Source organism: Metabacillus sp. 84 (assembly GCF_050107715.1).
Taxonomy (GTDB): Bacteria; Bacillota; Bacilli; order Bacillales; family Bacillaceae; genus Metabacillus_B.
Genome location: NZ_JBNILN010000010.1, coordinates 78,340 through 100,559 on the forward strand (window position 1 = coordinate 78,340; position 22,220 = coordinate 100,559).

The window sequence follows — 22,220 nt, forward strand, 5'->3', positions numbered from 1 at the left end:
ATAAAATGAAAGGGGTATTGCAGTGAGCGTGACTTCCTCGTTTTATCAGCGGACCGAGAAGGAAAAATACGAGCGGTTCATGGAAAGAATTGAAGCAGGCGAGAAAATTGAAGCGGATGACTGGATGCCGGATGATTACAGAATGACGCTGATCAAACTGATTTCTATGCATGGGATTAGCGAAATAATGGGAGCGCTTCCGGAGAAAGAATGGGTCCCGAAAGCTCCTTCTCTAAGAAGAAAGCTTGGAATTATGGCGAAGGTTCAGGATGAAATGGGACACGGCCAGATGCTTTTAAGGGTGACGGAGGATCTGATGGCTCCGCTCGGGAAAACGAGAGAAGACATTATGGAGGATCTTTTCACGGGAGATTTGAAGTTTCATAACGTTTTTCATATGGAGGCACCGACCTGGGCAGATGCGGGAGTAATCGGATGGCTTGTGGATGGAGCGGCGATTATTTCACAGACAAATATGCTCGGAGCCTCCTATGGGCCTTATGCGAAAGCTTTGCAGAGAATTTGTGCCGAAGAGGTTTTTCACGCACAGCACGGCGAATCAATCATTTTAGCGATGACAGAGGGTACAGAGGATCAGAAAGCAATGATTCAGGATTCTTTAAACAGGTGGTGGGAAGCACTGCTTATGTTCTTCGGACCTGCCAGTGCAAAAACGACCGGTTCCTCTAAACAGGATACGACCATTAAATATAAGATCAGGACAAAAACGAATGAGCAGCTTCGCCAGGACTTTTTTTCAAAATACATTCCCCGGGTCCTTTCAATCGGCTTGAAGCTTCCAGACGAAACGATGCATTTTGATGAGGAAAAGCAGCTTTGGATATATAAACAGCCGGATTGGAATGAATTTAAAAACATTATTAAAAACAATGGGCCGAAGTCCAAAGACCGTCTTCGTCTCCGCAAGCTAGCTTACGAGAATAATAGATGGGTGCTGGACGCACTGAACATGAAAAGCCAGAACGCTGTGTAGCAAGGGGTGGAGCAGATGACGGAAAAATCAAAGGGAAGAACGGAATTTTTTGAGGTCTTTGAGGTGTTCAGCAAACGGACTGCATCTGCAGCCATGCAGTATCAGTTTAGCCTGCTCGCTCCAAACCATGAACTTGCCATTGTCATGGCACAGGAGAACTTCATGCGCCGCGAGCCGGTCACTGATATTTGGGTTGTAAAGCGGACGGATATCCGAAAGATGACCGAGGAAGAAAGGGAGTCTTTGGCTCGCCTGGACAATAAGGATTACCGGACAACGAAAGGGTATGGGTATTTAAAGAAAAAGTGGCGTGAATATGAACAAAACATGCTGGATGAAAAGGAAATTTTGTCGTGGGGTGAGAAGAGCAAATGACGAATGTGAGAGAAGCGGCAGAAGCCATCCAAAATGAAGCTTATTTCGAAGCGCTGTCTGATCTTCTTTTTCAGCTTGCAGACGACGACTTTATCGTGTCATACAGGGGCTCGGAATGGCTCGGTCTTGCTCCGCATATTGAAGAGGATATCGCTTTTTCCTCCATCAGCCAGGATACGATGGGGCATGCAGCCATCTACTATCAGCTACTGGAGCAGCTCGGAGCAGGGGAGGCTGATGAACTTGCCCATGGAAGGCCGGCTGAAAACCGGAAGAACGCCATCATTCTGGAGGAAGTCAACGGGCCGGGCACGTACCTTGAGGAACCCCGCTATGACTGGGCATTCGCTGTTGTCAGAAATTATTTTTACGATCTCTATAAAAAAATCAAATTAGAGTCCTTGAAAAATTCCTCCTATGAACCTCTTGCCCACGCAGCTGTAAAAATCAACATGGAGCAGTACTACCATCTCCTGCATTGGGAAACTTGGTTCAGGCAGCTGACCCTTTCAGGCGGGGACGCAAGAAGCAGGATGGAAGCGGCGATTGAGAAAGTATGGCTGGATTTTGAAGGGGTTTTAACATTGGGTGCCAAAGGAGCGGCAATGTCCAGTTATGGCTTGATTGAAGGAGAGGACTTGCTGAAACAGCGCTTCTATTCCAAGGTAAAGCTTATATTTGAACAGGTGCAGCTTCCTGAGCCGAAGCCTTGCAGCATGAAGTCCGGAAACGGGCGCAATGGAGAGCATACAGAGGACTTGGAAACAGCGCTCGATGTATTATCCGAGGTTTACAGAAGTGATCCTAAAGCCGTATGGTAATCGGATTTCTGGAGGAATCACAGTGAATCAGCACATTACTGAAAAAATCACCAAGGTACTGGAAAATGTGAAGGACCCCGAGATATCTTCTGTCAGTGTGATGGACCTTGGCATGATCGAATCCATTCAATTCGAGGAGGGCAGAGCAGCAATCAAGGCGCTGCCGACCTTTATGGGCTGTCCGGCCCTCGAGATTATTCAAAAGAATATTGTAAGCGCTGTTATGGAGATCGAAGAGATTGATTCTGTCAGCGTGGATTTTATTTACGATCCGCCCTGGACCTCTGACCGGATTACGGCAGACGGACGGGAAAGACTGAAGGAATTCGGCATTGCCCCGCCCCCTGTTTTTTATGAAGAAACAGGGATGTGGAAGGTGGATTGCCCATATTGCGGTTCAGGTTATACAACCTTGGAAAATATATTCGGTCCGACAGCCTGCCGAAGCATTTTGTATTGCAAGTCCTGCAAAAATCCGTTTGAAGCCATGAAGCCAATCTCTACTTTAATGTAGAAAAAAAGGAGAAGATGAACATGTTCAAAATGGTCGCCTTATTTAAGAAGCCAGAGGATCCGCAAAGCTTTGACGAGTATTACTTCGGTACACACATTCCGCTTACCCGGAAAATTCCTGGTCTTCAGGATGTGAAAATCACTAAGATTACCGGCTCGCCGATGGGGGAGAGCGAGTACTACCTTATGTGCGAAATGTTTTATGAGAACAAGCAAGCCTTTAAAGAAGCATCGAAAACCGAAGAATCCAAAGCCTCTGGAAAGGATGTAATGAAATTTGCCGGAAGCCTCGTAACCTTCTTTTTCGGTGAAGAGCATAATGGATAATTTCATGATGATCGAGACCGGGGTGCAGGGGAAAATCGGTCTCATTACACTGAACCGGCCCAAGGTTCTAAACGCGCTAAACAGGCAAATGATCCATGAAATCGTTCAGGCGCTTGAAGAATTTGACCGCCGGGATGATGTCAGGGTAACGGTTCTCTCAGGAAAAGGCCGGGCGTTTGCGGCTGGAGCAGATATAGAAGAAATGGCAGATGAAGATGCCATCCATATGGAATGGATGAATCAATTCGCCGATTGGGACAGAATCAGCATGATCAAAAAACCGGTCATTGGCGCTGTACACGGTTTCGCCCTTGGCGGGGGATTTGAGCTGGCTCTTGCCTGTGATCTGCTTTTTGCAGCAGAACAGGCTCAATTCGGTTTTCCGGAAGTGAATCTCGGGGTGATGCCGGGAGCGGGGGGAACACAGAGACTGACCAAACTGATCGGAAAAACAAAAGCACTCGAATATATATGGACAGGGGAGACGATGACAGCTTCCAAGGCAGAGAAGCTCGGAATCGTCAGCCGCTTGGTTGCCCCGGAGCTATTAATAGAAGAAACGATGAGGTTTGCAGCCAGCCTTGCAGAAAAAGCACCGCTTTCCATTCGTTTCAGCAAGGAAGCGGTGTATAAGGCATTGGATTATTCCGTTTACGAAGGGATGCAATATGAACGGAAAAATTTCAGTCTGCTGTTTTCCTCAGAGGATCAGAAGGAAGGCATGCGCGCATTTAAGGAAAAACGCCTTCCTTTATTTAAAGGAAAGTAGGGGGTCGCATGTACGAAACGATTAAGCTGGAGCAAAAAAACGGCACGGCCTGGCTGACGCTGAACCGTCCGGATAAGCTGAATGCGTTTACTGGACAAATGAACAAAGAGATCGTCCAGGCACTAAAAGCTGCGTCCTCGAACGAGGAAATACGCTGCCTGGTTATAACAGGTGAAGGCAGGGCATTCAGTTCCGGAGAGGATTTAGGAAGCATAGGGGAGGAGACCGATCACGGAGAAATTGTCCGGACCCGCTATAACCCAATGGTGAAGGCGCTGGCTGCCTTTCCAAAGCCGGTAATTGCTGCCGTCAACGGGGTAGCGGCGGGGGCTGGATTCAGCCTTGCTCTTGCCTGTGATTTCCGCATCGCCTCTGAGAAAGCGAGCTTTATCCAATCCTTTATCCACGTCGGTCTTGTTCCGGATTCCGGGAATCATTTCTACCTTCCCCGGATTATCGGAACCGCGAAGGCACTGGAACTGGCCTTGTTAGGTGAAAAAATTGACAGCCGGCAGGCGAAAGAGCTTGGACTCGTTACCCTCATTGTGGAACCGGACCTGCTTGAACAGGAAACCGCGGCATTTGCAGATCGTCTTGCTGCGATGCCGACTGCCGCAATCGGGCTCATTAAAAGGGCTATTCACGGAAGCTTTAACGCGACTCTTGATGAAATGCTTGAAAAAGAGGCGCAGTATCAAAGGATCGCCGGTCTGTCAGAGGACCACCGCGAAGGGACAGCCGCTTTTTTAGAAAAACGGAAACCGCAGTTTTCAGGAAAATAAAAAAGAAGGAGTGTTTGGGATGAGTACAGTAAAAGACAAGAAATTTGAGGCTTCACCGACAATCCGCGAAATGTATCAGCTTGTGATCAATGGGGAGCGGACAGACAGCCACTCAAATGAAACGTTTACTACATACAATCCGGCAACCGGTGATGCGGTAGCGGTTGTGGCAAAAGCCTCGATGGAAGATGCAGACCGGGCTGTAAAAGCGGCGAGGGCAGCTTTTGATGCCGGTAAATGGAAGCGTACACCGATCGGTAAACGCTCCCGTGTCCTGAACAAAATCGCGGCTATTATGAGATCCCGCTTTAATGAGCTGGTGGAGCTTGAGATTCTCGATACAGGAAAATCTCTTTCAGCAGCTCAGGGACAGGTCATGCAGGCCATTGAGGATTTTGAGTTTTATGCAGGAGCGATTGTCGGTCACCGTGGAGAAGTGAACAATGTTCCCGGCCAATTCTTTAACTACACCCAAAAGGAACCGGTAGGTGTCTGCGCGCAAATCATCCCTTGGAACTATCCGCTCATGATGGCTGCCTGGAAAGTAGCGCCTGCAATCGCGGCCGGCTGCTCTGTCGTTTTAAAACCGGCAAGCCTGACCCCGCTGACGGCTATCGTTCTGACTGAAATCTGCCACGAAGCCGGTATTCCTCCGGGAGTTGTCAATGTGGTTCCAGGCTCAGGTTCAACAATTGGAAATTATTTAGTGGAACACCCTGAAGTGGATAAGGTGGCGTTCACCGGCTCCACACCGATAGGAAAAGATATTATGGCGAAAGCGAGTCAAACGCTGAAGCGTGTCACTCTCGAGCTCGGCGGAAAATCCCCGAATATCGTATTTGCCGATGCCGACATTGAGGCAGCAGTTGCAGGGTCCCTATACGGCATTTTCTACAACACCGGCCAATCCTGTGAGGCACGGTCCCGCCTTTATGTAGAAGAAAGCATTTACGATGAGTTTATGGAGAAATTCATTGAGAAGGCCCACAAACTGAAGCTTGGCAATCCATTTAATGAAGAAACCCACATTGGAGCTGTGATCAGCAAGGATCAGCTTGAAACGATCGACAGCTACGTGCAGTCAGCCATTTCGGATGGTGCAGAGGTTGTGGCTGGCGGCAAACCGGCAGAGGTGGAAGGGTTCGAAGGCGGCTATTGGTATGAGCCGACCATTATCACGAACGTTACCCATGACATGAAAGCCGTCCAGGAGGAAATTTTCGGACCGGTTGTGGCCGTCATGAAGTTTAACGGCGAAAAAGAAGCGCTTGCTCTGGCCAATGACACCATTTTCGGACTTGGCTCCGCCATCTGGACAACCAATCAGGCCCGTGCGACACGTGTGGCCAACGAAATCAAAGCGGGGATCGTCATGGTTAACAGCCCGATTTCCGCGTTCCCCGGCACACCGTTCGGGGGCTATAAGCAATCTGGGTTTGGCCGTGAGCTGTGTGTAGAAACTCTGGATCTTTATACAGAAACAAAGAGTGTTCTGTCCTACTTCGGCACCCGTCCGCTGAATTTCTTTAACGTGTAAAACCTTGAGCGAGCGTATTCCCCAGCGGAAGCCGCTCGCATTTTTTCTATAGGGGAAAAGGGGGAAGAAAAATGATCAAACATATCATGGTTGCCGGATCGGGCGTAATGGGAAGAGGGATCGCCTACGTGGCTGCAGCCGGAGGTTTCCGGGTTACGCTGGCTGATGTAAAAGAAGAAGCGCTCTTAAGCGCCAGGAACGAAATTGATGCTATTTTTCAAAAAGCAGTCGGTAGAGAGATTATGTTAAAAGATCAGGCCGAGCATGCGAAAGATAAGCTGGACTATTCTTCAAGCCTTGAAGAAGCATCAAAACAGGCAGACCTGATTATTGAGGCGGTTCCGGAAAAAAGGGAAATCAAGCAGGCGGTCTTTGAACTGTTTGATGCACATGCACCTGCCGGATGCCTTTTTGCCACGAATACGTCCACAATGAGTCCGACAGAAATCGGCTCCTTTACAAACAGACCGGCGCAGGTCATTGCCATGCATTTCTTCAATCCGGTACATAAAATGCCGCTCATTGAAATCATCCGCGGTCTGGAAACAAGCGATGAAACAGCAGAAGCCATTCAGCAGGTTTCCAGGCAGATGAAAAAAGAGACGGTTGTCATCAATGAGTTCCCAGGCTTTGTCACGAGCAGAATCAGCGCCCTTGTCGGGAATGAGGCGTTCTACATGCTTCAGGAGGGAGTAGGATCAGCAGAGGAAATCGATAAAGCGATCCGCCTCGGGCTGAATTATCCAATGGGTCCGTTTGAACTCGGGGACCTGGTAGGACTGGATACAAGACTTAACAATTTAACCTATCTCCATCAGACGCTTGGGGAAAAATACAGACCCGCACCGCTGCTCGTACAATATGTCAAGGCAGGCAGGCTTGGCCGCAAGTCGGGAAAGGGTGTTTACACGTATACAAATGAAGGGAAAGGTGATTGAATCGTGCGTGAAGCGGTAATCGTCGATGCTCTCAGAACACCTGTCGGCCGCTACAAAGGAGCCCTGAAATCCGTTCGCCCGGATGACTTGGGAGCGATCGTCCTGAAAGGGCTGCTGGAGCGGAATAAGGGCCTGGCTCAAATTGAAGAGGTCGTTTTTGGCTGCGCGAACCAGGCCGGAGAGGATAATAGAAACGTTGCACGCATGTCGGCCCTGCTTGCCGGCCTGCCTGTGGAAACAGGCGGTACGACCATTAACCGCCTGTGCGGCTCGGGCCTCGATGCAGTCAATTATGCTGCCAGAGCGATCATAGCAGGAGAAGGGGACATCTACATAGCAGGGGGAACAGAAAGTATGACACGGGCCCCTTTTGTCATGGGAAAACCCGAATCCGATTATCCGAGAGGAACGATCGACCTGCTCGACACAACCATCGGCTGGCGCTTTATTAATGAAAGACTGCAGGAAAAATTCGGGACGGATTCCATGCCGGAAACAGCAGAAAATGTTGCAAGGCAGTTTGGCATTGCAAGAGAAGAGCAGGACCGGTTTGCCTATCACAGCCAGATGAAGGCAGCAGCAGCAATGGAAGCCGGAAAATTTGCAGAAGAAATCATTCCAGTCTCCATCCGCGACAGAAAAGGGAAGGGATTTATTGTAGACCGGGATGAGCATCCGCGGCCTGAAACGACGAGGGAAAAACTAGCTTCTTTGCGGCCGCTGTTCTCAGGGGGAACGGTCACAGCCGGGAATGCGTCCGGAGTGAATGACGGAGCGGCGGCTCTATTGATCATGAGCCTTGAAAAAGCAAACGAGCTTGGACTAAAACCCCTCGCAAAATATAAGGTTTCTGCCGTTGCAGGACTGGAGCCTTCCATCATGGGAATGGGACCCGTGCATGCCTCCCAAAAAGCTCTCACCCGTGCCGGACTCTCGGCAGCTGACCTTGGGCTGATCGAATTGAACGAGGCCTTTGCCTCTCAATCTATCGCCTGCATTAACGAGCTGGGACTCGATCCCGAAAAGGTAAATGTTAACGGAGGGGCTATTGCATTTGGCCATCCTCTTGGAGCAAGCGGCGCCAGAATCCTGACGACTTTGATTTATGAAATGAAACGCAGACAGGTCCGGTTCGGTCTCGCCACGATGTGCGTCGGGGTAGGTCAGGGCATTGCGACCATTGTAGAAAATATAGAATAAGAGAGAAGGATGGCTATGGAAAATGTACTTGTGAAAAAGAAAGAGGGCCTGGCTTACGTTACATTGAACCGGCCGGAATCCCTGAACTGCTTCAATTTTGACATGCTGATGGAATTAGGGGAATTAACGGAAAAGCTCCGCCATGACAAGGAGACACGTGTCGTCATTTTCACAGGAGCGGGAGAGAAGGCCTTCAGTTCCGGAGCCGACTTAAAGGAAAGAAAAACACTCAGCGAGGAAGATGTGCGCAGAAATGTTCACAAAATCAGGACTGTTTTCCATGAAATCTCCAAGCTTCCGCAAGTAACGATCGCAGCTGTAAACGGCTATGCCTTTGGCGGAGGGTTTGAGCTTATGCTTGCCTGTGATTTCCGTCTGGCTGCAGACCATGCCCGGATGGGACTCACTGAGACGAGCTGGGCGATTATTCCCGGTGCCGGGGGAACCCAGAGGCTGCCTCGGCTTATCGGGGAAGCGAAAGCAAAGGAACTGATTCTAACCGCCAGAAAACTGGATGCCGCTTCAGCATTTAACTTCGGCATTTTAACGGGAATCACTTCCTCAGACAGGCTCATGCAGGAGTGTGAAGACCTGGCAAGGGAAATTCTGAGCAATGGACCGGTAGCCGTAGAGCAGGCCAAATATGCCATCAGCTGCGGGATGGAAACAGACCTTGCTACGGGACTTGAAATTGAAGCGAAAGCCTACGAGCTTACCATCCCGACGTATGACAGAAGAGAAGCGCTCAACGCCTTTTCCGAAAAACGCCCTCCGCAATTTATAGGAAAATAGACGAAAAAAGTTGACAGAAGGGAACCATTCATTGTCAAATGGAGGATAATAGAGCGCTTAACTTTTCATAGAGAGTAGTGAAGGCAATGAACAGCACCATCAACACGAGATCCATGATCTTTACCCTATACGGGGATTACATCCGCCATTACGGCAACGAAATTTGGATCGGCAGCCTGATCCGCTTGCTGAAGGAGTTCGGCCACAACGAACAATCCGTCCGGGCCGCTATCTCCAGAATGAACAAACAGGGATGGGTAACCTCAAAAAAAATCGGCAACAAAAGCCATTATTTCCTGACAGAACGCGGAGCCGTACGCATGGAAGAAGCCGCCAAGCGGATCTTCAAGCTAAGTCCCGACAAATGGGACGGCAAGTGGCGGCTATTCATCTATTCCATTCCCGAAGAAAAGCGGGCAATCCGCGATGAGCTTCGCAAAGAACTCGTCTGGAGCGGCTTCGGGACGATGGCTAACAGCTGCTGGGTTTCGCCGAACGAATTGACCAAAGAAGTATACGCCCTCATGGATAAATACGAAATCCGTCCGTACGTGCACTTCTTCGCAGCCCAATACGACGGCCCCCATGAAAACAAAAAACTCGTAGAAGAATGCTGGGACCTAAACGAAATTAACCAGCGCTACGAAGAGTTTATTGGCGGCTACAGCCAAAAGTACATCATCGATAAAAACAAAATTCAAAAAGGGGAAATGACCGACGCCGAATGCTTCGTTGAGCGCACCAAGCTCGTACACGAATACCGGAAGTTCCTCTTCAGCGACCCCGGTCTGCCCGAAGAGCTGCTCCCGGAAAAATGGCTCGGCAGCCACGCCGCCTCCCTCTTCAGCAGCTACTACCGCGAACTTGCGGAACCGGCCAGCCGCTTCTTTGAAGAGGTATTCAAAGAAGGAAACGAACTAACGAACAAAGACTCTGAATACGATATTTATCAGCATCCGCTGCTGGTGGAGGAGAAATAACCATGGCTGCTGGGCCGGTGCTGGGCCGGGGCATGTCCCCACATGCTTCACCGCAGCGGGGGACGGAGACCGGCGAGTGCAGCCTCATATACCCCAAGGGATTCGGGAAGCGGTGCCGGAGCTTTAGTATGGTAGAGAAGCAGGGGCCAGGCACCGTGCCTGTCCCCACATGCTTCACCGCAGCGGGGGACGGAGACCGGCGATTGCAGCCTCATATACCCCAAGGGATTCGGCAAACGGTGCCGGAGCTTTAGTATGCTAGAGAAGCAGGGGCCAGGCACCCCGTACCGGAGCTCGGCAGATGATTCCTGGAGTGGTGCCTGAGCTTTGTTTGGTCTGCTGGTACAGGCCGGGCCAAACCCTCTCCTCCCCATTATGTAAACGCTTACACAAAGGAAGGGAGCTTTTAGTTTGAACCGTTTATGCAGCATTCTCAATATTGAAGTGCCCATCCTTCAAGGGGGGATGGGGAACATTAGCAATGCCAAGCTTACGGCTGCCATTTCGGAGGCCGGGGCGCTTGGTACGATTGGTGCCGGGACGCGCACACCTGATGAGGTGGAGAGGATTATACTGGAGACGAAGGAAAGGACTGCCAGACCATTTGCTGTCAATGTGGCGCTTTCGGTTTCTACCCACGCGAAAGAGCTGGCTGAAATAATCGTAAAGCATGAGGTAAAAGCTGTTTCGTTATCAGCAGGAAATCCTGCCCCCTTTATCCCTTACTTTCAAGAGCATGGAGTAAAGGTGCTGGCTGTGACCGCTTCTGTCAGGCAGGCGGAAAAAGCCCAAGCAGGTGGGGCGGACATTATCGTTGGTGAAGGGTTTGAGGCAGCCGGGCTGAATTCTCCGCTGGAGACCACAACACTTGCGCTCATCCCTCAGCTTGTGGATGCGGTTCAAATTCCTGTAGCTGCAGCCGGAGGCATTGCGGATGGGCGGGGGCTTGCTGCCATGCTTGTGCTTGGTGCAGAAGGAGTTCAGATGGGGACAAGGTTTATTGCAACGAAAGAAGCCCCTTTTTCTCCGCTGTATAAGCAGCGCCTTTTAGAAGCGGATGATCATGGGACCATGGTGATCGGCCGTTCAGTGGGAAGAGTGAGAAGAGTCCTGAGAAATCCTTATGCCGGACGTGTGCTTGATAACGAAAGTAAGGGCATGTCACTTGAAGAATATAGCCGCCAAACCGATGAAGAGTTTCATATTGCCGGTGCAATTGATGGAAACGAGAATGCAGGTTATTGGAACAGCGGCCAGATAGCAGGATTGATTCGGGAAATTCCTTCTGTAAAAGAAGTCATAAACGAGATGAAAACAGACTTTGATAAAGCGGCCGCCAGACTGAAAGAAATAAATTTTTAAATATTCTAAATATTTATTGACGTGCCAATTTCCTGATGATACCATTACGTTGAAATAACGCACTTGATATTTTCGACATACTTTTTGTAAGAGTTTTACAGTTCTTATATCAAAAGGGGGATTTTTGCTGATGAAAAAGGCGAAGGTATGGCTTGGAATGGCTGTAGCAGCAGGTCTGATTTTGAGCGGATGCGGAAATAAACAGAATGCTTCCGGCGGAGAAGGCGGCAGCGGGGAAGAAGCAGGAAAAACGTATAAAATCGGAGTCACCCAAATTGTGGAGCATGCCTCCCTTGACGATGCTTTTAAAGGATTTAAAAAAGCGCTGGAGGACAAAGGGATAAAAGCGGAATTTGATGTAAAGAACGCGCAGGGGGATTCAAGCACAAATACGACCATTGCCACGACCCTCGTGAGCCAAAAGCCTGATCTGATCTTCGCTAACTCTACCCCAAGCTCACAGGCAGCGCTGAGCGCAACAAAGGACATTCCGATTTTATTCAGCTCAGTGACCGATCCTGTTGGAGCGGAGCTGGTTGATTCATTAGAGAAACCCGGAGGAAATGTAACTGGCACTATCGATGCTCATCCTGATGCAATTCTAAACACGATGAAGTTTATTAAAGAAGAGCTTGGAGGGGAAAAAGTCGGCATGCTCTACAATGCGGGAGAGCAGAATTCCGTGTCCCAGGTGGAATCGGTGAAGAAAGTAATGGAAGAACTGGAACTCGAGCCGGTAACAGCTTCCGTCTCAACCAGTGCTGACGTCAAGCAGGCGGCTGAGTCCATGGCGGGAAAAGTGGATGCGTTTTACATCGTTACTGATAACACCGTCATTTCCGCTGTTGAATCTGTCGTTTCAGTAGCAAATGATAAGAAAATCCCGCTGCTTACCGCTGATTTGGACTCGCTGAACCGGGGTGCCTTTGCGGCTTACGGATTTAAATATTACGACATTGGCTACCAGGCAGGCGAAATGGCTGCGCAAGTACTGACTGGAGAGAAGAAGGCAGGGGACATTCCGGTGGAAGTGCCAGGAGATCTTAAGCTGATGATTAACAAACAGGCAGCTGAAGCAATGGGCATTGAAATCAAGCCGGAGTGGGATGAGCAGGCTGAATACACTGAATAACAGTTAGGGGCGATTCGCAATGTTTTCTGCATTATTCGGTTCTGTTGAATTGGGCATCATTTATGCCATCATGGCGCTTGGCGTCTATTTATCCTTCAGGGTGCTTGATTTTCCTGACCTGACCGTTGATGGGAGCTTCGTTACTGGAGCTTCCGTGGCGGCGGCAATGATCGTGCTCGGCTTTAATCCTTTAGCGGCGACTGCAGCAGCTGCAGCAGCAGGCTTTGCAGCGGGGTCGATAACAGGGGTCTTGAATACAAAGGGGAGGATCAACCCGCTGCTTTCAGGAATATTGATGATGATTGCTTTGTACTCCATCAATCTGCGCATCATGGGAACGACTTCAGAAACGTCGATTGGCGTTCCGAATATTCCTCTCCTAAATTCTGAAACCATCTTTACATGGGTATCTGATTTTTCAAAGAATCTTGGGATTGATGCTCCTTTAAATGGAATGCTCTCGGCTATTGGATTAGGCAGCAGCCTTCCGTCTGGCTGGGGCATCCTGATCTTTATGCTGCTCGTGACCTTTGCGATTAAGGGGCTGACGGACCTCTTTCTTAAGACCGAGACCGGGCTTGCCATCCGCGCTACCGGTGATAACCGGCGGATGATCCGCAGTTTTTCCGCCAACACAGATTCCCTGATAATTTTGGGTCTGGGGCTATCCAATGCGTTAGTTGCCTCATCCGGTGCATTGGTGGCACAATATGCCAAGTTCTCGGATATCGGAATGGGAATCGGGATGATCATAATCGGACTTGCTTCTGTCATTATTGGAGAAGCGATATTCGGCACGAAAACCATTGCCAGAACGACGCTTGCTGTCATCGGCGGGGCTGTTATCTACAGGATTGTCATTAGTCTTTCTCTGCAGGTTGAATGGCTGGATACCGGAGATTTAAAGCTGATCACCGCAGTGATTGTTATTTTCGCATTGATTGTTCCGATGATTCTCGAGCGGTACAGGCAGAAAAAGCGAAAAGAGAAGCGCTACCAGGAGCGGATGCGGGAGCTTCACGGTGTAAATGGAGAGGGGGAGGCCATTGCTGCATCTAAAGCAGATTAACAAGATTTTCAATGAAGGCACGCCGGATGAAAAAATTGCTTTGGACCGAATCAACCTTTCTTTAAAACAAGGGGATTTCGTGACCATTATCGGGAGCAACGGAGCCGGCAAATCAACGATGATGAATGTGATATCCGGCGTTCTTTCTCCGGATGTCGGGATCGTGGAAGTGGACGGGAAGGACGTTACAATTCTCCCTGAATACAAACGGTCAAAGCTGATCGGCAGGGTGTTTCAAGATCCTATGGCCGGAACCGCTCCTTCGATGACGATAGAGGAAAATCTGGCAATGGCCTACTCGCGGAATAAAAAACGCGGATTTAAAGCAGCCGTAACAAAAAAACGGCATGATTTTTTTAAGGAATCCCTCGCATCCATTCATCTGGGGCTTGAAAACCGGATGAACGCAAAGGTGGGGATGCTTTCCGGAGGCGAAAGACAGGCGCTTTCCCTGCTTATGGCGACGTTCACCGAGCCGTCCATTCTGCTTCTGGACGAGCATACTGCCGCCCTTGATCCTTCCAGAGCCGAGCTGATCACCAATCTCACGAGAGAAATTGTAAGCAAATTTGGTTTAACAACCCTCATGGTGACCCATAATATGCAGCAGGCCCTTGATTTAGGAAACCGGCTGATTATGATGGATAAAGGACAGATCATTCTGTCTGTTGATGAAGAAAAGAAAAAAGAGCTCACCATTGAAAAGCTGATGAGCGAATTTCAGCGGATACGAGGCGAACAGATGGCGAGCGACCGCGCCCTGCTGAATGCTTACTAAACATCGCCAAGCATGAAGGAAGGAAGTCTCCCGGTCCTCGGGTTCAGCAGACTTCTTTCTTTTTTTCACTCCCTAACGATGAATTGCCCAGTGCATGGCCCGGATTGCATCAGAAGCATGCATCCCCCAATGGATTTCAAACATGAACTTCCAATTCCAAAGGGCAGCCTGGTGGAATCCTTTTTCATAAAGAAAAATCCCGCTCTTTACATCTTTGTAAATATCCAAAATGTCATCTGATAGCGCCACCTGTACAGGTTCGTCCCTTTCGTATGGATCAAACACCTCCCAATATTCGCCCCCGAGCTGAAAGTCTATTGAAGGAATCTCATAATCAAGCTCACCTTCCTTATTTGCATGCTCAGCAATTTCCGTTTCGGGAAGAGACAAAGCCTTTGCATACAGATCAATTAAAACACTCAACAGGTCTTTCATTTTCGCCCGCTCTTCTTCCTGATTTGAACCGTATTGCTCTGCAGTCCGGCAAAACCTGGACGCTGAATGAAAAAACTCGAAAGCATGATCCTTCATAGTCACCCTCCGCTTCAAAATATATGTAGAGGAATTCGGTACAGCACGATCAAATTCCTTTTTTGCCGGCCGCAGGTGGAGAGGCTAAACTTGTACGCTAGGTTTTGCGACGAGGTTTTGCGGCAGGGACAGGGGGAGCTGTTTTGGTTGTTGTGGCTGTAGAGGTTGTGGTGGTGGCAGTGGCAGTGGCTGTACCGGTTGCGCTTATTTCACTGACTGTCGCAACCCTTCCTCCGTCCCCCGTTACGGTAAAGTATCGGGGGCCAGAGGCAGAAATCTCCTCTTCCTTCTCCACCAACGCTTTTAAGGAGCAGGGGACAGAGGAAAACTAGTAGACATAATTGGGGTCGGAGGATGCCTCCGTCCCCTCTTATTGGATTATTCGGGGTCGGAGCCCCAACCTTTCAATCCCTTGTGCAGCAAAGTGTCATCGGAATGGTGCCGGAGGTTTAGTGCTTTAGCACAGCGGGGGTCGGAGGCAAGAGCAGTCCAGCTTCCTTAGAGCTGGGGTACGGGTGGTGATTCCGGAAGGTTAGTGCTTTAGCACAGCGGGGGTCAGAGGCAAGAGCAGTCCAGCTTCCTTAGAGCTGGGGTACGGGTGGTGGTGCCGGAGGTTTAGTGCATTAGCACAGCGGGGGTCGGAGGCAAGAGCAGTCCAGCTTCCTTAGAGCTGGGAGACGGGTGGTGATTCCGGAGGTTTAGTGCTTTAGCACAGCGGGGGTCGGAGGCAAGAGCAGTCCAGCTTCCTTAGAGCTGGGAGACGGGTGGTGATTCCGGAGGTTTAGTGCTTTGTTAAAGTAAGAGCCCGCTCCCAGCAGATGAACCCTCTTTCACTCTGTAAAATTTAACAGAAATAGCTAAGTGTGTATTGAAAAAAATATAACGTAATGATAAGATTGCGTTAAATAAACGTTATTAAACATAATTGTAACATTATGTCGGAATTGGTCTGCAAAGGCGGAGATGGGATGAAAATAGGGATGGAGATTGGCTGTCAGGCTGATTGTGAAGTGACAGTAACACCGGATTTATTTGCTCAATTTGAAGGGAAGGTTGTTCATCCCGTCTATTCTACTGTTTCAATGGTGCACAGTATGGAATGGGCTTCGCGGAAGATCATTCTTCCTTTTTTAGAAGAGGAAGAAGAAGGAATGGGGGCTTCGGTTAAGGTTAAGCATATCGCTCCAGCTGGGGAAGGCGCCGTTGTTAAGACAACCGCAACGCTCGTGAAGGTGGAGAAAAATCTCATATATACAGAGGTAGAAGCCTATAGCGGTAACCGGCTGGTCGGAAAGGGAGAGGTTGTGCAGATCATTTTGCCGAAGGGTGAAATACGGTCAAAAATAGAACAGGTTCAAACGGGAGGGAATTTATGAAAGCGGTTACTTTTCTTGAAGAACGGGGGTCCGCAGAGATGGATGTGTTTTCTGAAATCAGCGGTCATGAACAAGTGGTTTTCTGCAATGACCCTCATACCGGCCTTAAAGCTATTATTGCGATACATAATACAACTCTTGGTCCGGCGCTCGGCGGCTGCCGAATGCGTCCATATGCAACGGTAAATGAAGCACTGAATGATGTACTGAGGCTTTCGAAAGGCATGACTTATAAGTGCGCTGCCGCTGATGTTGATTTTGGAGGGGGAAAATCCGTTATTATCGGCGATCCGCTTGGAGAAAAATCACCAGAGCTGTTCAGGGCTTTCGGCCAGTTTGTAGAATCGCTTAAAGGACGTTTTTACACTGGGACCGATATGGGGACCACTCCTGAGGATTTTGTTCACGCCTCAAAGGAGACACAATGCATTGTCGGCATTCCGGAGGAGTATGGCGGAAGCGGGGATTCATCGATTCCTACCGCTCTGGGAGTAATTTATGGGATTAAGGCAACGAATAAAGCGGTCTGGGGAGACGATGCTCTTCAAGGAAGAACCTATGCGATTCAGGGACTTGGAAAAGTAGGGTTTAAGGTGGCGGAACGTCTGCTTGAGGAAGGGGCTGACTTGTTTGTTTCAGATATCAATGAGGCAGCTTGTGAGCTTCTTGTTCAAAAAGCGAAGGATCTTCCCGGTTCTGTTAAATCTGTAAGGGGAGAGGACATATACGGAGTGAGTGCTGACGTTTTTGTCCCATGCGCTCTGGGCGGAATCATTAATGACTGGACCATTGAAGAGCTGAAAGTGAAAGCGATTGCGGGTTCGGCTAACAATCAGCTGGAGCGGGAAGAGCACGGTCAGGACCTATGGAGAAGAGGCATCCTGTATGCACCTGACTACATTGTGAATGCAGGAGGACTCATTCAAGTGGCAGATGAGCTGTATGAGCCGAATAAGCAGCGGGTGCTTACGAAAACAAAAGCGATTTACACTTCGCTGTTAGAGGTTTACAAGCATTCTGAGGACCGGGGAATTTGTACGGCAGAAGCAGCCGATCTGTTCTGCGAGCAGCGAATTGAAGCGAGAAAGCACCGCAGCAGCTTCTTTACAGCAGACCGGAAGCCGAAATGGAACATAAAGCGATAACGCGGGAGGGATAGGAATGGAGAACGGGTTTGCAATGATTCAAATCATGGATGAAAACGGTAATCTCGTAAACGGGGAATTTCAATCAGTGATCTCTGAATCTCTTACAAAAGAAATGTATGAAAAAATGATTCTCGTCCGCACGTTTGACCGAAAAGCGATTTCACTTCAAAGGCAGGGGCGGCTTGGAACGTATGCTCCTTTTGAGGGTCAGGAAGCGGCTCAGGTAGGAAGCGCTTCAGCGTTGAATGAGCGCGACTGGCTTTTCCCGACGTACCGGGATCATGCAGCGACGATTACCTTTGGGCATTCCCTTCCGCACGTGCTGCTGTATTGGAATGGTAGGAGTGAAGGCTGTCTGGTTCCCGGCGGCAAACGAATTTTTCCTCCCGCAGTGCCGATCGCAACACAGCTTCCGCATGCTGCCGGGGCGGCACTCGCTGAAAAGCGCAGGGGAACAGACCATGCAGCCATCGTTTATTTTGGTGATGGGGCAACGTCAGAGGGAGATTTCCATGAAGGGCTCAATTTTGCAAGCGTATTCAAATCTCCTGTCGTCTTTTTTAACCAAAATAATCACTTTGCCATCTCGGTTCCGATAGAAAAGCAGATGAATTCGGAAACGATTGCCCAGAAATCTGTAGCTTATGGCATACCGGGCTACAGGATCGACGGGAATGATGTATTTGCTGTTTATTTTTATACAAAGCAAGCGCTGGACAGGGCAAGAAAAGGGGATGGTCCGACCTTGCTGGAGGCGGTTACATGGAGATATGGCGCTCATACGACAGCCGATGACCCGAAGAAATACCGAAATCAGGAAGAGAGTCTGAATAAAAAGAGAACGATTGACCCCCTTCTCAGGCTTGAGCGGTTTATGAAAAATGAAGGCATTTGGGAAGAAGACTGGGCGGCTGACGTTCAAAAGAACGCCGAGGAGAAGATAGAAGAAGCAGTGGCTGAAATGGAAGCCTTCCCTCCTCCTGATGTTAAGGACTTGTTCGATCATGTTTTTGAAGAGAAAACGTGGACCATTAAAGAGCAGGAAGAAGACTACATGAACCATATAAGAGGTGCTGGCCGATGAGTATGGAAATGAAGGTGAAAACCAATAAGCTGACGATGGTTCAAGCTGTAACCGATGCGCTCAGAACGATGCTGCGGAAAAATGAGGAGGTCGTCCTTCTCGGAGAAGACATCGGAAGCAACGGAGGCGTTTTCCGCGCAACCGAGGGGCTTATCGAAGAATTTGGCGAGGACCGGATAATGGACACTCCATTAAGCGAAGCGGGGCTGATGGGTGCCGCGATTGGAATGGCAGTTAACGGAATGAAGCCGGTGGCAGAAATTCAGTTTCTTGGTTTTATTTACCCTGCCTACGAACAGATTGCGACCCATGCGACCCGGATCCGGATGAGGACGCTGGGTAAGTACACCGTCCCGCTTGTCATCAGAGCACCGTATGGAGCCGGGATCCGTGCTCCGGAAATTCACTCTGACAGTGCGGAAGCGCTTTTTACCCATATGCCGGGAATAAAAGTGGTTTGTCCTTCTACCCCTTACGATGCAAAAGGGCTTCTCATTTCAAGCATTAAAGATCCGGATCCTGTTCTGTTCCTGGAGCCGCTGAGATTATACCGTGCGGGTAAGGGCGAGGTGCCGGATGAGGAGTATCAGGTTGAAATCGGCAAGGCGGCTGTCAGAAAGCAGGGAAGCGACGTAACCCTCCTGTCCTGGGGAGCGATGGCGCTGCAAACGCTGAAGGCTGCCGAGGAGCTGGAAAAATCAGGTGTCAGCTGCGAGGTCATTGATTTGCGGACCTTGTATCCTCTCGATAAAGAAACGATTGCCGCTTCGGTTCAGAAGACAGGGAGAGCGGTTATTGTACAGGAAGCGCATGCAACAGGCGGTGCGGCGAACGATGTCATGGCTGTGATTAACGATACCTCCTTCCTTTACCTGCGGGCCCCGGTTGCCCGGGTGAGCGGTTTCGATGTGCCCGTTCCGTTTTTTGCGCTGGAAGAGCATTATTTGCCGGGCCCGGATCGGATTATGAAGGCAGTGGAGAAAACGGTTCAATTTTAAAGGAAGCGGGTGAAACGATGCTGGAAGTGAAGCTGCATGATATTGGAGAAGGGATGACCGAAGGGGACATTCTTCACTATTTCGTTAAGCAGGGGGAAAAGGTTGAACGGGATCAGCCCCTTATTGAAGTCCAAACGGATAAGATGACAGCGGAGCTCCCCTCGCCGGGAGCGGGAGTTGTCAAAGAAATACTGATTGATCCTGGATCCACAGTGACCGTAGGGACTACACTCTTAATCATTGAGTCAGAGGATACAGGCGCTGTTTCTGCAGAAAAAAGCAGTGCAGGCCCCCGTCCGCTTTCAGCGCGAGTGCTTGCAACTCCGTATACGAGAAAGCTTGCAAGGGAACGCCGGATTGATATTGAACAGATTAAGGGATCCGGTCCTGCCGGAAGAGTAACCGATGAGGATGTACTGGGCACAGCCCGAAAACCGGAGCCGGAAGCGGAAGTGGGGATCCAATCGGTGGCGGATATGCCGGAGCCCCATCCGATTCAGCAGGTTTCAGATGCTGCAGAACGGTTGACGATTCCCTTTAAAGGAAGAAGAAGGCAAATTGCAAAGAAAATGGTGCACGCTTTAAAAACCATTCCGCATGTAACCCATTTTGAGGAAGTGGACATGACGGAGCTGCTTCTTTTCAGAAAAGAACTGAAGGAAGCCGGCCGCCCGTTATCGGCAGCAGCATTTTTCATAAAGGCTGCGGCAATCGCTTTGAAAGACTTCCCGGTCTTTAATGCGAAGCTGGATGAAGAAAATGAAGTGATTGTGGTAGAGCCGGAGTACAATATCGGATTGGCTGCAGATTCACCTGAAGGGCTGATTGTGCCGGTGATAAAGCAGGTAGAATCCAAATCGATCATTCAGGTGAATAGGGAAATGAAGGAGTTAAATGAAAAGGCAAGGGAGAACCGCCTGAGCCGCCATGAGCTTACAGGAGGAACCTTTACGATCAGCAATGTCGGACCGCTCGGAAGCATGGGTGCAACGCCGGTCATTAACCATCCGGAGACAGGTCTGATGGCGCTGCATGCAACGAAGGAGAAACCAGTCGTACGCAATGGCGAAATTGTAATTGGCTGGATGATGAATGTGTCTATGTCCTTTGACCACAGAGTTGCAGACGGTGCCACCGCTGTAGCATTTACAAACCGTTTCAAAGAATTAATTGAACATCCTAAAATGCTGATTGTGGAGCTGGTTTAATGGTAGTAGGAGAACTTGCGCAGGAGAGAGACGTTCTGATCATTGGAGGTGGACCGGGGGGGTATACGGCTGCAATCAGGGCCGCCCAGCTCGGCAGGGAAGTGACCTTAATTGAAAAAGCGGAGCTTGGCGGAATCTGTCTTAACCAAGGGTGTATCCCGTCAAAAGTACTCGCTCATGTATCTTCACAATACCGGGAGCTTTCGAATCTTGACCGGTTTGGAATCGGCATTTCAGAGCCATCCTTTGATCTGCCGCAGACGATGGAGTTTAAACGTTCCATAATAGCTGACTTAAGAAAAGGTGTTGAGGCGCTGTGCCGTCAAAATAAAATAGAGCTTGTACAAGGAAAGGCCTCGTTTTTATCCGCTGACCGGATTGGTGTGGAAAATGGAGATGATTTTCAGGTATTCACATTCCGTTCAGCGGTTATCGCGGCTGGAAGCTCCCCTGCCCGTCACCGGGCTGCCGGACCGGATCATGCGCAGATACTTGATTCAAGGTCGCTCTATACGCTGGAAACGCTGCCGGAGCACTTGATTATATACGGAAACGATTATATAGCCATCGAAGCGGCTTTCAGCTACAGGTCGCTGGGCTGTGAAGTCACCCTTCTGCACGAGAAGGAGTTCGCAGGCCTGGATGCCTCCATAGAAAAAGAGCTTACAAGAGTGATGAAAAAAGCCAAAATCAAACGGCTCAAAAATAGGCTGCTTGTCCAGGCTGAAAACCGAAACGGAAAACTGGGCGCAGCCTTTAAATCCGAAGACGGAGCTATACAGGAAATAGAAGGCACACACCTTTATATGCAGACTGAAATGCAGGGGAATTCCAAAGAGCTTGGCCTGGACCGCCTTGGTATGGATATAGATGCAGACGGTTTTATTAAGGTGGACCATGAATGCCGTACATCTGTAGAGGGAATCTGGGCGGTTGGCGATATTACCGGCGGAGACCAGCTGGCTGTCAAAGCCATCACCCAGGCAAAAGCGGCCGCCTCTTCCATCGCAGGTCTACCGGCTGAGTGGAATGCCGGATTCATGCCGCGGGTAATCCGAAGCCAGCCGCCTGTCGCCTGCAGCGGCATGACGGAAGAGGAAGCGAAAGCGGCCGGATATCGTGTCCAAACGGGGATTTTTCCGTTCGCAGGAAATGGGTTCGCTGCGATCAGCGGGCAAAAGGACGGCATTGTAAAAGTAATAGCGGATGCAGATCATGAAGTAATTCTGGGCATTCATCTGATGGGAAGCGGAGCGTCAGAACTGATCAGCACCGGAATGACCGCCTTGGAAATGGCGGGGAGAATAGAAGATTTAACGTTCCCGCTCTACCCCCACCCAAGTATGAATGAAGGACTGCTGGAAGCAGTGGAGGATGTTTTGGGTTATGCAATTCACAAAGCTCCCTCCAAAGTACCTGTCAGACAAAACTAACTTCAGCTTGTAAGACGGACGATGCGAACGCGCGTCCGTCTTTTTGATGGCAAAAAGTCCCCGCTCATGCGAA

At 49.7% G+C, this 22,220-nt stretch carries 24 protein-coding genes; 23 read left to right on the forward strand and 1 reads right to left on the reverse strand.

The window, feature by feature from the left end:
- The first annotated feature begins 79 nt into the window (after positions 1-79).
- From paaA to ACQCV8_RS15805, 16 genes are all read left to right on the forward strand, one after another.
- Positions 80-994 carry a 1,2-phenylacetyl-CoA epoxidase subunit PaaA gene (gene paaA / locus ACQCV8_RS15730; RefSeq protein WP_426846016.1) on the forward strand — a complete coding sequence of 305 codons (915 nt, stop codon included), beginning with the start codon at positions 80-82 and terminating at the stop codon, positions 992-994.
- A gap of 15 nt (positions 995-1,009) precedes the next feature.
- Positions 1,010-1,369 (forward strand): 1,2-phenylacetyl-CoA epoxidase subunit PaaB, encoded by a 360-nt coding sequence (gene paaB / locus ACQCV8_RS15735; protein WP_426845960.1) that lies wholly within the window; start codon positions 1,010-1,012, stop codon positions 1,367-1,369.
- Positions 1,366-2,190 carry a 1,2-phenylacetyl-CoA epoxidase subunit PaaC gene (gene paaC / locus ACQCV8_RS15740; RefSeq protein WP_426845962.1) on the forward strand — a complete coding sequence of 275 codons (825 nt, stop codon included), beginning with the start codon at positions 1,366-1,368 and terminating at the stop codon, positions 2,188-2,190. Before paaB ends, paaC begins: the two co-directional genes overlap by 4 nt.
- 16 nt (positions 2,191-2,206) lie before the next feature.
- A complete protein-coding gene (gene paaD / locus ACQCV8_RS15745) occupies positions 2,207-2,704 on the forward strand; it encodes a 1,2-phenylacetyl-CoA epoxidase subunit PaaD (RefSeq protein ID WP_426846018.1) in 498 nt (165 codons plus the stop codon).
- A 20-nt stretch (positions 2,705-2,724) separates the two neighbouring features.
- Positions 2,725-3,030: an EthD family reductase gene (locus ACQCV8_RS15750; RefSeq protein WP_426845964.1), complete on the forward strand. Its 306-nt coding sequence runs from the start codon at positions 2,725-2,727 to the stop codon at positions 3,028-3,030.
- A complete protein-coding gene (locus ACQCV8_RS15755; RefSeq protein WP_426845966.1) occupies positions 3,023-3,799 on the forward strand; it encodes an enoyl-CoA hydratase/isomerase family protein in 777 nt (258 codons plus the stop codon). Before ACQCV8_RS15750 ends, ACQCV8_RS15755 begins: the two co-directional genes overlap by 8 nt.
- An 8-nt stretch (positions 3,800-3,807) precedes the next feature.
- The gene (locus ACQCV8_RS15760; protein ID WP_426845968.1) at positions 3,808-4,581 is read left to right on the forward strand and encodes an enoyl-CoA hydratase-related protein; all 774 of its coding nucleotides are present in this window, start codon (positions 3,808-3,810) and stop codon (positions 4,579-4,581) included.
- Between the two features lie 19 nt (positions 4,582-4,600).
- The gene (locus ACQCV8_RS15765; RefSeq protein ID WP_426845970.1) at positions 4,601-6,118 is read left to right on the forward strand and encodes an aldehyde dehydrogenase family protein; all 1,518 of its coding nucleotides are present in this window, start codon (positions 4,601-4,603) and stop codon (positions 6,116-6,118) included.
- Positions 6,119-6,189: 71 nt separating this feature from the next.
- Positions 6,190-7,056, forward strand: a complete 867-nt coding sequence (locus ACQCV8_RS15770; RefSeq protein WP_426845972.1) for a 3-hydroxyacyl-CoA dehydrogenase — start codon at positions 6,190-6,192, stop codon at positions 7,054-7,056.
- Positions 7,057-7,059: 3 nt separating this feature from the next.
- A complete protein-coding gene (locus tag ACQCV8_RS15775; protein ID WP_426845974.1) occupies positions 7,060-8,256 on the forward strand; it encodes a thiolase family protein in 1,197 nt (398 codons plus the stop codon).
- Positions 8,257-8,271: 15 nt separating this feature from the next.
- Positions 8,272-9,048 carry an enoyl-CoA hydratase-related protein gene (locus ACQCV8_RS15780; RefSeq protein WP_426845976.1) on the forward strand — a complete coding sequence of 259 codons (777 nt, stop codon included), beginning with the start codon at positions 8,272-8,274 and terminating at the stop codon, positions 9,046-9,048.
- Between the two features lie 98 nt (positions 9,049-9,146).
- A complete protein-coding gene (gene paaX / locus ACQCV8_RS15785) occupies positions 9,147-10,028 on the forward strand; it encodes a phenylacetic acid degradation operon negative regulatory protein PaaX (protein ID WP_426846020.1) in 882 nt (293 codons plus the stop codon).
- A 411-nt stretch (positions 10,029-10,439) separates the two neighbouring features.
- Positions 10,440-11,390: an NAD(P)H-dependent flavin oxidoreductase gene (locus ACQCV8_RS15790; protein WP_426845978.1), complete on the forward strand. Its 951-nt coding sequence runs from the start codon at positions 10,440-10,442 to the stop codon at positions 11,388-11,390.
- A 130-nt stretch (positions 11,391-11,520) separates the two neighbouring features.
- The gene (locus ACQCV8_RS15795) at positions 11,521-12,522 is read left to right on the forward strand and encodes an ABC transporter substrate-binding protein (RefSeq protein WP_426845979.1); all 1,002 of its coding nucleotides are present in this window, start codon (positions 11,521-11,523) and stop codon (positions 12,520-12,522) included.
- A 19-nt stretch (positions 12,523-12,541) separates the two neighbouring features.
- Positions 12,542-13,591, forward strand: coding sequence for an ABC transporter permease (locus ACQCV8_RS15800; RefSeq protein ID WP_426845981.1), 1,050 nt, complete (start codon positions 12,542-12,544; stop codon positions 13,589-13,591).
- Positions 13,569-14,369: an ABC transporter ATP-binding protein gene (locus ACQCV8_RS15805; protein WP_426845983.1), complete on the forward strand. Its 801-nt coding sequence runs from the start codon at positions 13,569-13,571 to the stop codon at positions 14,367-14,369. The genes ACQCV8_RS15800 and ACQCV8_RS15805 overlap by 23 nt, the downstream gene beginning before the upstream one ends.
- Positions 14,370-14,441: 72 nt before the next feature.
- On the opposite strand, the gene ACQCV8_RS15810 is transcribed toward ACQCV8_RS15805, so the two are convergent.
- A complete protein-coding gene (locus tag ACQCV8_RS15810) occupies positions 14,442-14,900 on the reverse strand; it encodes a DUF5063 domain-containing protein (protein WP_426845985.1) in 459 nt (152 codons plus the stop codon).
- A 143-nt stretch (positions 14,901-15,043) separates the two neighbouring features.
- Here ACQCV8_RS15810 and ACQCV8_RS15815 point away from each other — a divergent pair, with 143 nt between their 5' ends.
- From ACQCV8_RS15815 to ACQCV8_RS15845, 7 genes are all read left to right on the forward strand, one after another.
- A complete protein-coding gene (locus ACQCV8_RS15815) occupies positions 15,044-15,232 on the forward strand; it encodes a hypothetical protein (protein WP_426845987.1) in 189 nt (62 codons plus the stop codon).
- Between the two features lie 636 nt (positions 15,233-15,868).
- On the forward strand, positions 15,869-16,276 hold the full coding sequence (locus ACQCV8_RS15820; protein ID WP_426845989.1) for a thioesterase family protein: 408 nt from the start codon (positions 15,869-15,871) through the stop codon (positions 16,274-16,276).
- 38 nt (positions 16,277-16,314) lie between these two features.
- Positions 16,315-17,421 carry a Leu/Phe/Val dehydrogenase gene (locus ACQCV8_RS15825; protein ID WP_426846024.1) on the forward strand — a complete coding sequence of 369 codons (1,107 nt, stop codon included), beginning with the start codon at positions 16,315-16,317 and terminating at the stop codon, positions 17,419-17,421.
- Positions 17,422-17,437: 16 nt separating this feature from the next.
- Positions 17,438-18,508 carry a pyruvate dehydrogenase (acetyl-transferring) E1 component subunit alpha gene (gene pdhA, locus ACQCV8_RS15830; protein WP_426845991.1) on the forward strand — a complete coding sequence of 357 codons (1,071 nt, stop codon included), beginning with the start codon at positions 17,438-17,440 and terminating at the stop codon, positions 18,506-18,508.
- A 2-nt stretch (positions 18,509-18,510) separates the two neighbouring features.
- Entirely contained in the window at positions 18,511-19,506 is a 996-nt protein-coding gene (locus ACQCV8_RS15835) for an alpha-ketoacid dehydrogenase subunit beta (RefSeq protein ID WP_426846026.1), read from the forward strand.
- Between the two features lie 17 nt (positions 19,507-19,523).
- The gene (locus ACQCV8_RS15840; protein ID WP_426845993.1) at positions 19,524-20,714 is read left to right on the forward strand and encodes a dihydrolipoamide acetyltransferase family protein; all 1,191 of its coding nucleotides are present in this window, start codon (positions 19,524-19,526) and stop codon (positions 20,712-20,714) included.
- Positions 20,714-22,147 (forward strand): dihydrolipoyl dehydrogenase family protein, encoded by a 1,434-nt coding sequence (locus ACQCV8_RS15845; RefSeq protein WP_426845995.1) that lies wholly within the window; start codon positions 20,714-20,716, stop codon positions 22,145-22,147. The genes ACQCV8_RS15840 and ACQCV8_RS15845 overlap by 1 nt, the downstream gene beginning before the upstream one ends.
- The last annotated feature ends 73 nt before the right edge of the window (positions 22,148-22,220 follow it).

Bases quoted from the DNA above. Each gene is read 5' to 3' on its own strand.
- ACQCV8_RS15750 (WP_426845964.1), top strand. From the start codon at position 2,725: ATGTTCAAAATGGTCGCCTTATTTAAGAAGCCAGAGGATCCGCAAAGC.
- paaC (WP_426845962.1), top strand. From the start codon at position 1,366: ATGACGAATGTGAGAGAAGCGGCAGAAGCCATCCAAAATGAAGCTTAT.
- ACQCV8_RS15835 (WP_426846026.1), top strand. From the start codon at position 18,511: ATGGAAATGAAGGTGAAAACCAATAAGCTGACGATGGTTCAAGCTGTA.
- ACQCV8_RS15800 (WP_426845981.1), top strand. From the start codon at position 12,542: ATGTTTTCTGCATTATTCGGTTCTGTTGAATTGGGCATCATTTATGCC.
- ACQCV8_RS15765 (WP_426845970.1), top strand. From the start codon at position 4,601: ATGAGTACAGTAAAAGACAAGAAATTTGAGGCTTCACCGACAATCCGC.
- ACQCV8_RS15825 (WP_426846024.1), top strand. From the start codon at position 16,315: ATGGATGTGTTTTCTGAAATCAGCGGTCATGAACAAGTGGTTTTCTGC.
- paaA (WP_426846016.1), top strand. From the start codon at position 80: ATGGAAAGAATTGAAGCAGGCGAGAAAATTGAAGCGGATGACTGGATG.
- ACQCV8_RS15810 (WP_426845985.1), bottom strand. From the start codon at position 14,900: ATGAAGGATCATGCTTTCGAGTTTTTTCATTCAGCGTCCAGGTTTTGC.
- ACQCV8_RS15840 (WP_426845993.1), top strand. From the start codon at position 19,524: ATGCTGGAAGTGAAGCTGCATGATATTGGAGAAGGGATGACCGAAGGG.
- paaB (WP_426845960.1), top strand. From the start codon at position 1,010: ATGACGGAAAAATCAAAGGGAAGAACGGAATTTTTTGAGGTCTTTGAG.
- ACQCV8_RS15845 (WP_426845995.1), top strand. From the start codon at position 20,714: ATGGTAGTAGGAGAACTTGCGCAGGAGAGAGACGTTCTGATCATTGGA.
- ACQCV8_RS15820 (WP_426845989.1), top strand. From the start codon at position 15,869: ATGAAAATAGGGATGGAGATTGGCTGTCAGGCTGATTGTGAAGTGACA.
- pdhA (WP_426845991.1), top strand. From the start codon at position 17,438: ATGGAGAACGGGTTTGCAATGATTCAAATCATGGATGAAAACGGTAAT.
- ACQCV8_RS15760 (WP_426845968.1), top strand. From the start codon at position 3,808: ATGTACGAAACGATTAAGCTGGAGCAAAAAAACGGCACGGCCTGGCTG.
- ACQCV8_RS15770 (WP_426845972.1), top strand. From the start codon at position 6,190: ATGATCAAACATATCATGGTTGCCGGATCGGGCGTAATGGGAAGAGGG.
- ACQCV8_RS15755 (WP_426845966.1), top strand. From the start codon at position 3,023: ATGGATAATTTCATGATGATCGAGACCGGGGTGCAGGGGAAAATCGGT.
- ACQCV8_RS15780 (WP_426845976.1), top strand. From the start codon at position 8,272: ATGGAAAATGTACTTGTGAAAAAGAAAGAGGGCCTGGCTTACGTTACA.
- ACQCV8_RS15795 (WP_426845979.1), top strand. From the start codon at position 11,521: ATGAAAAAGGCGAAGGTATGGCTTGGAATGGCTGTAGCAGCAGGTCTG.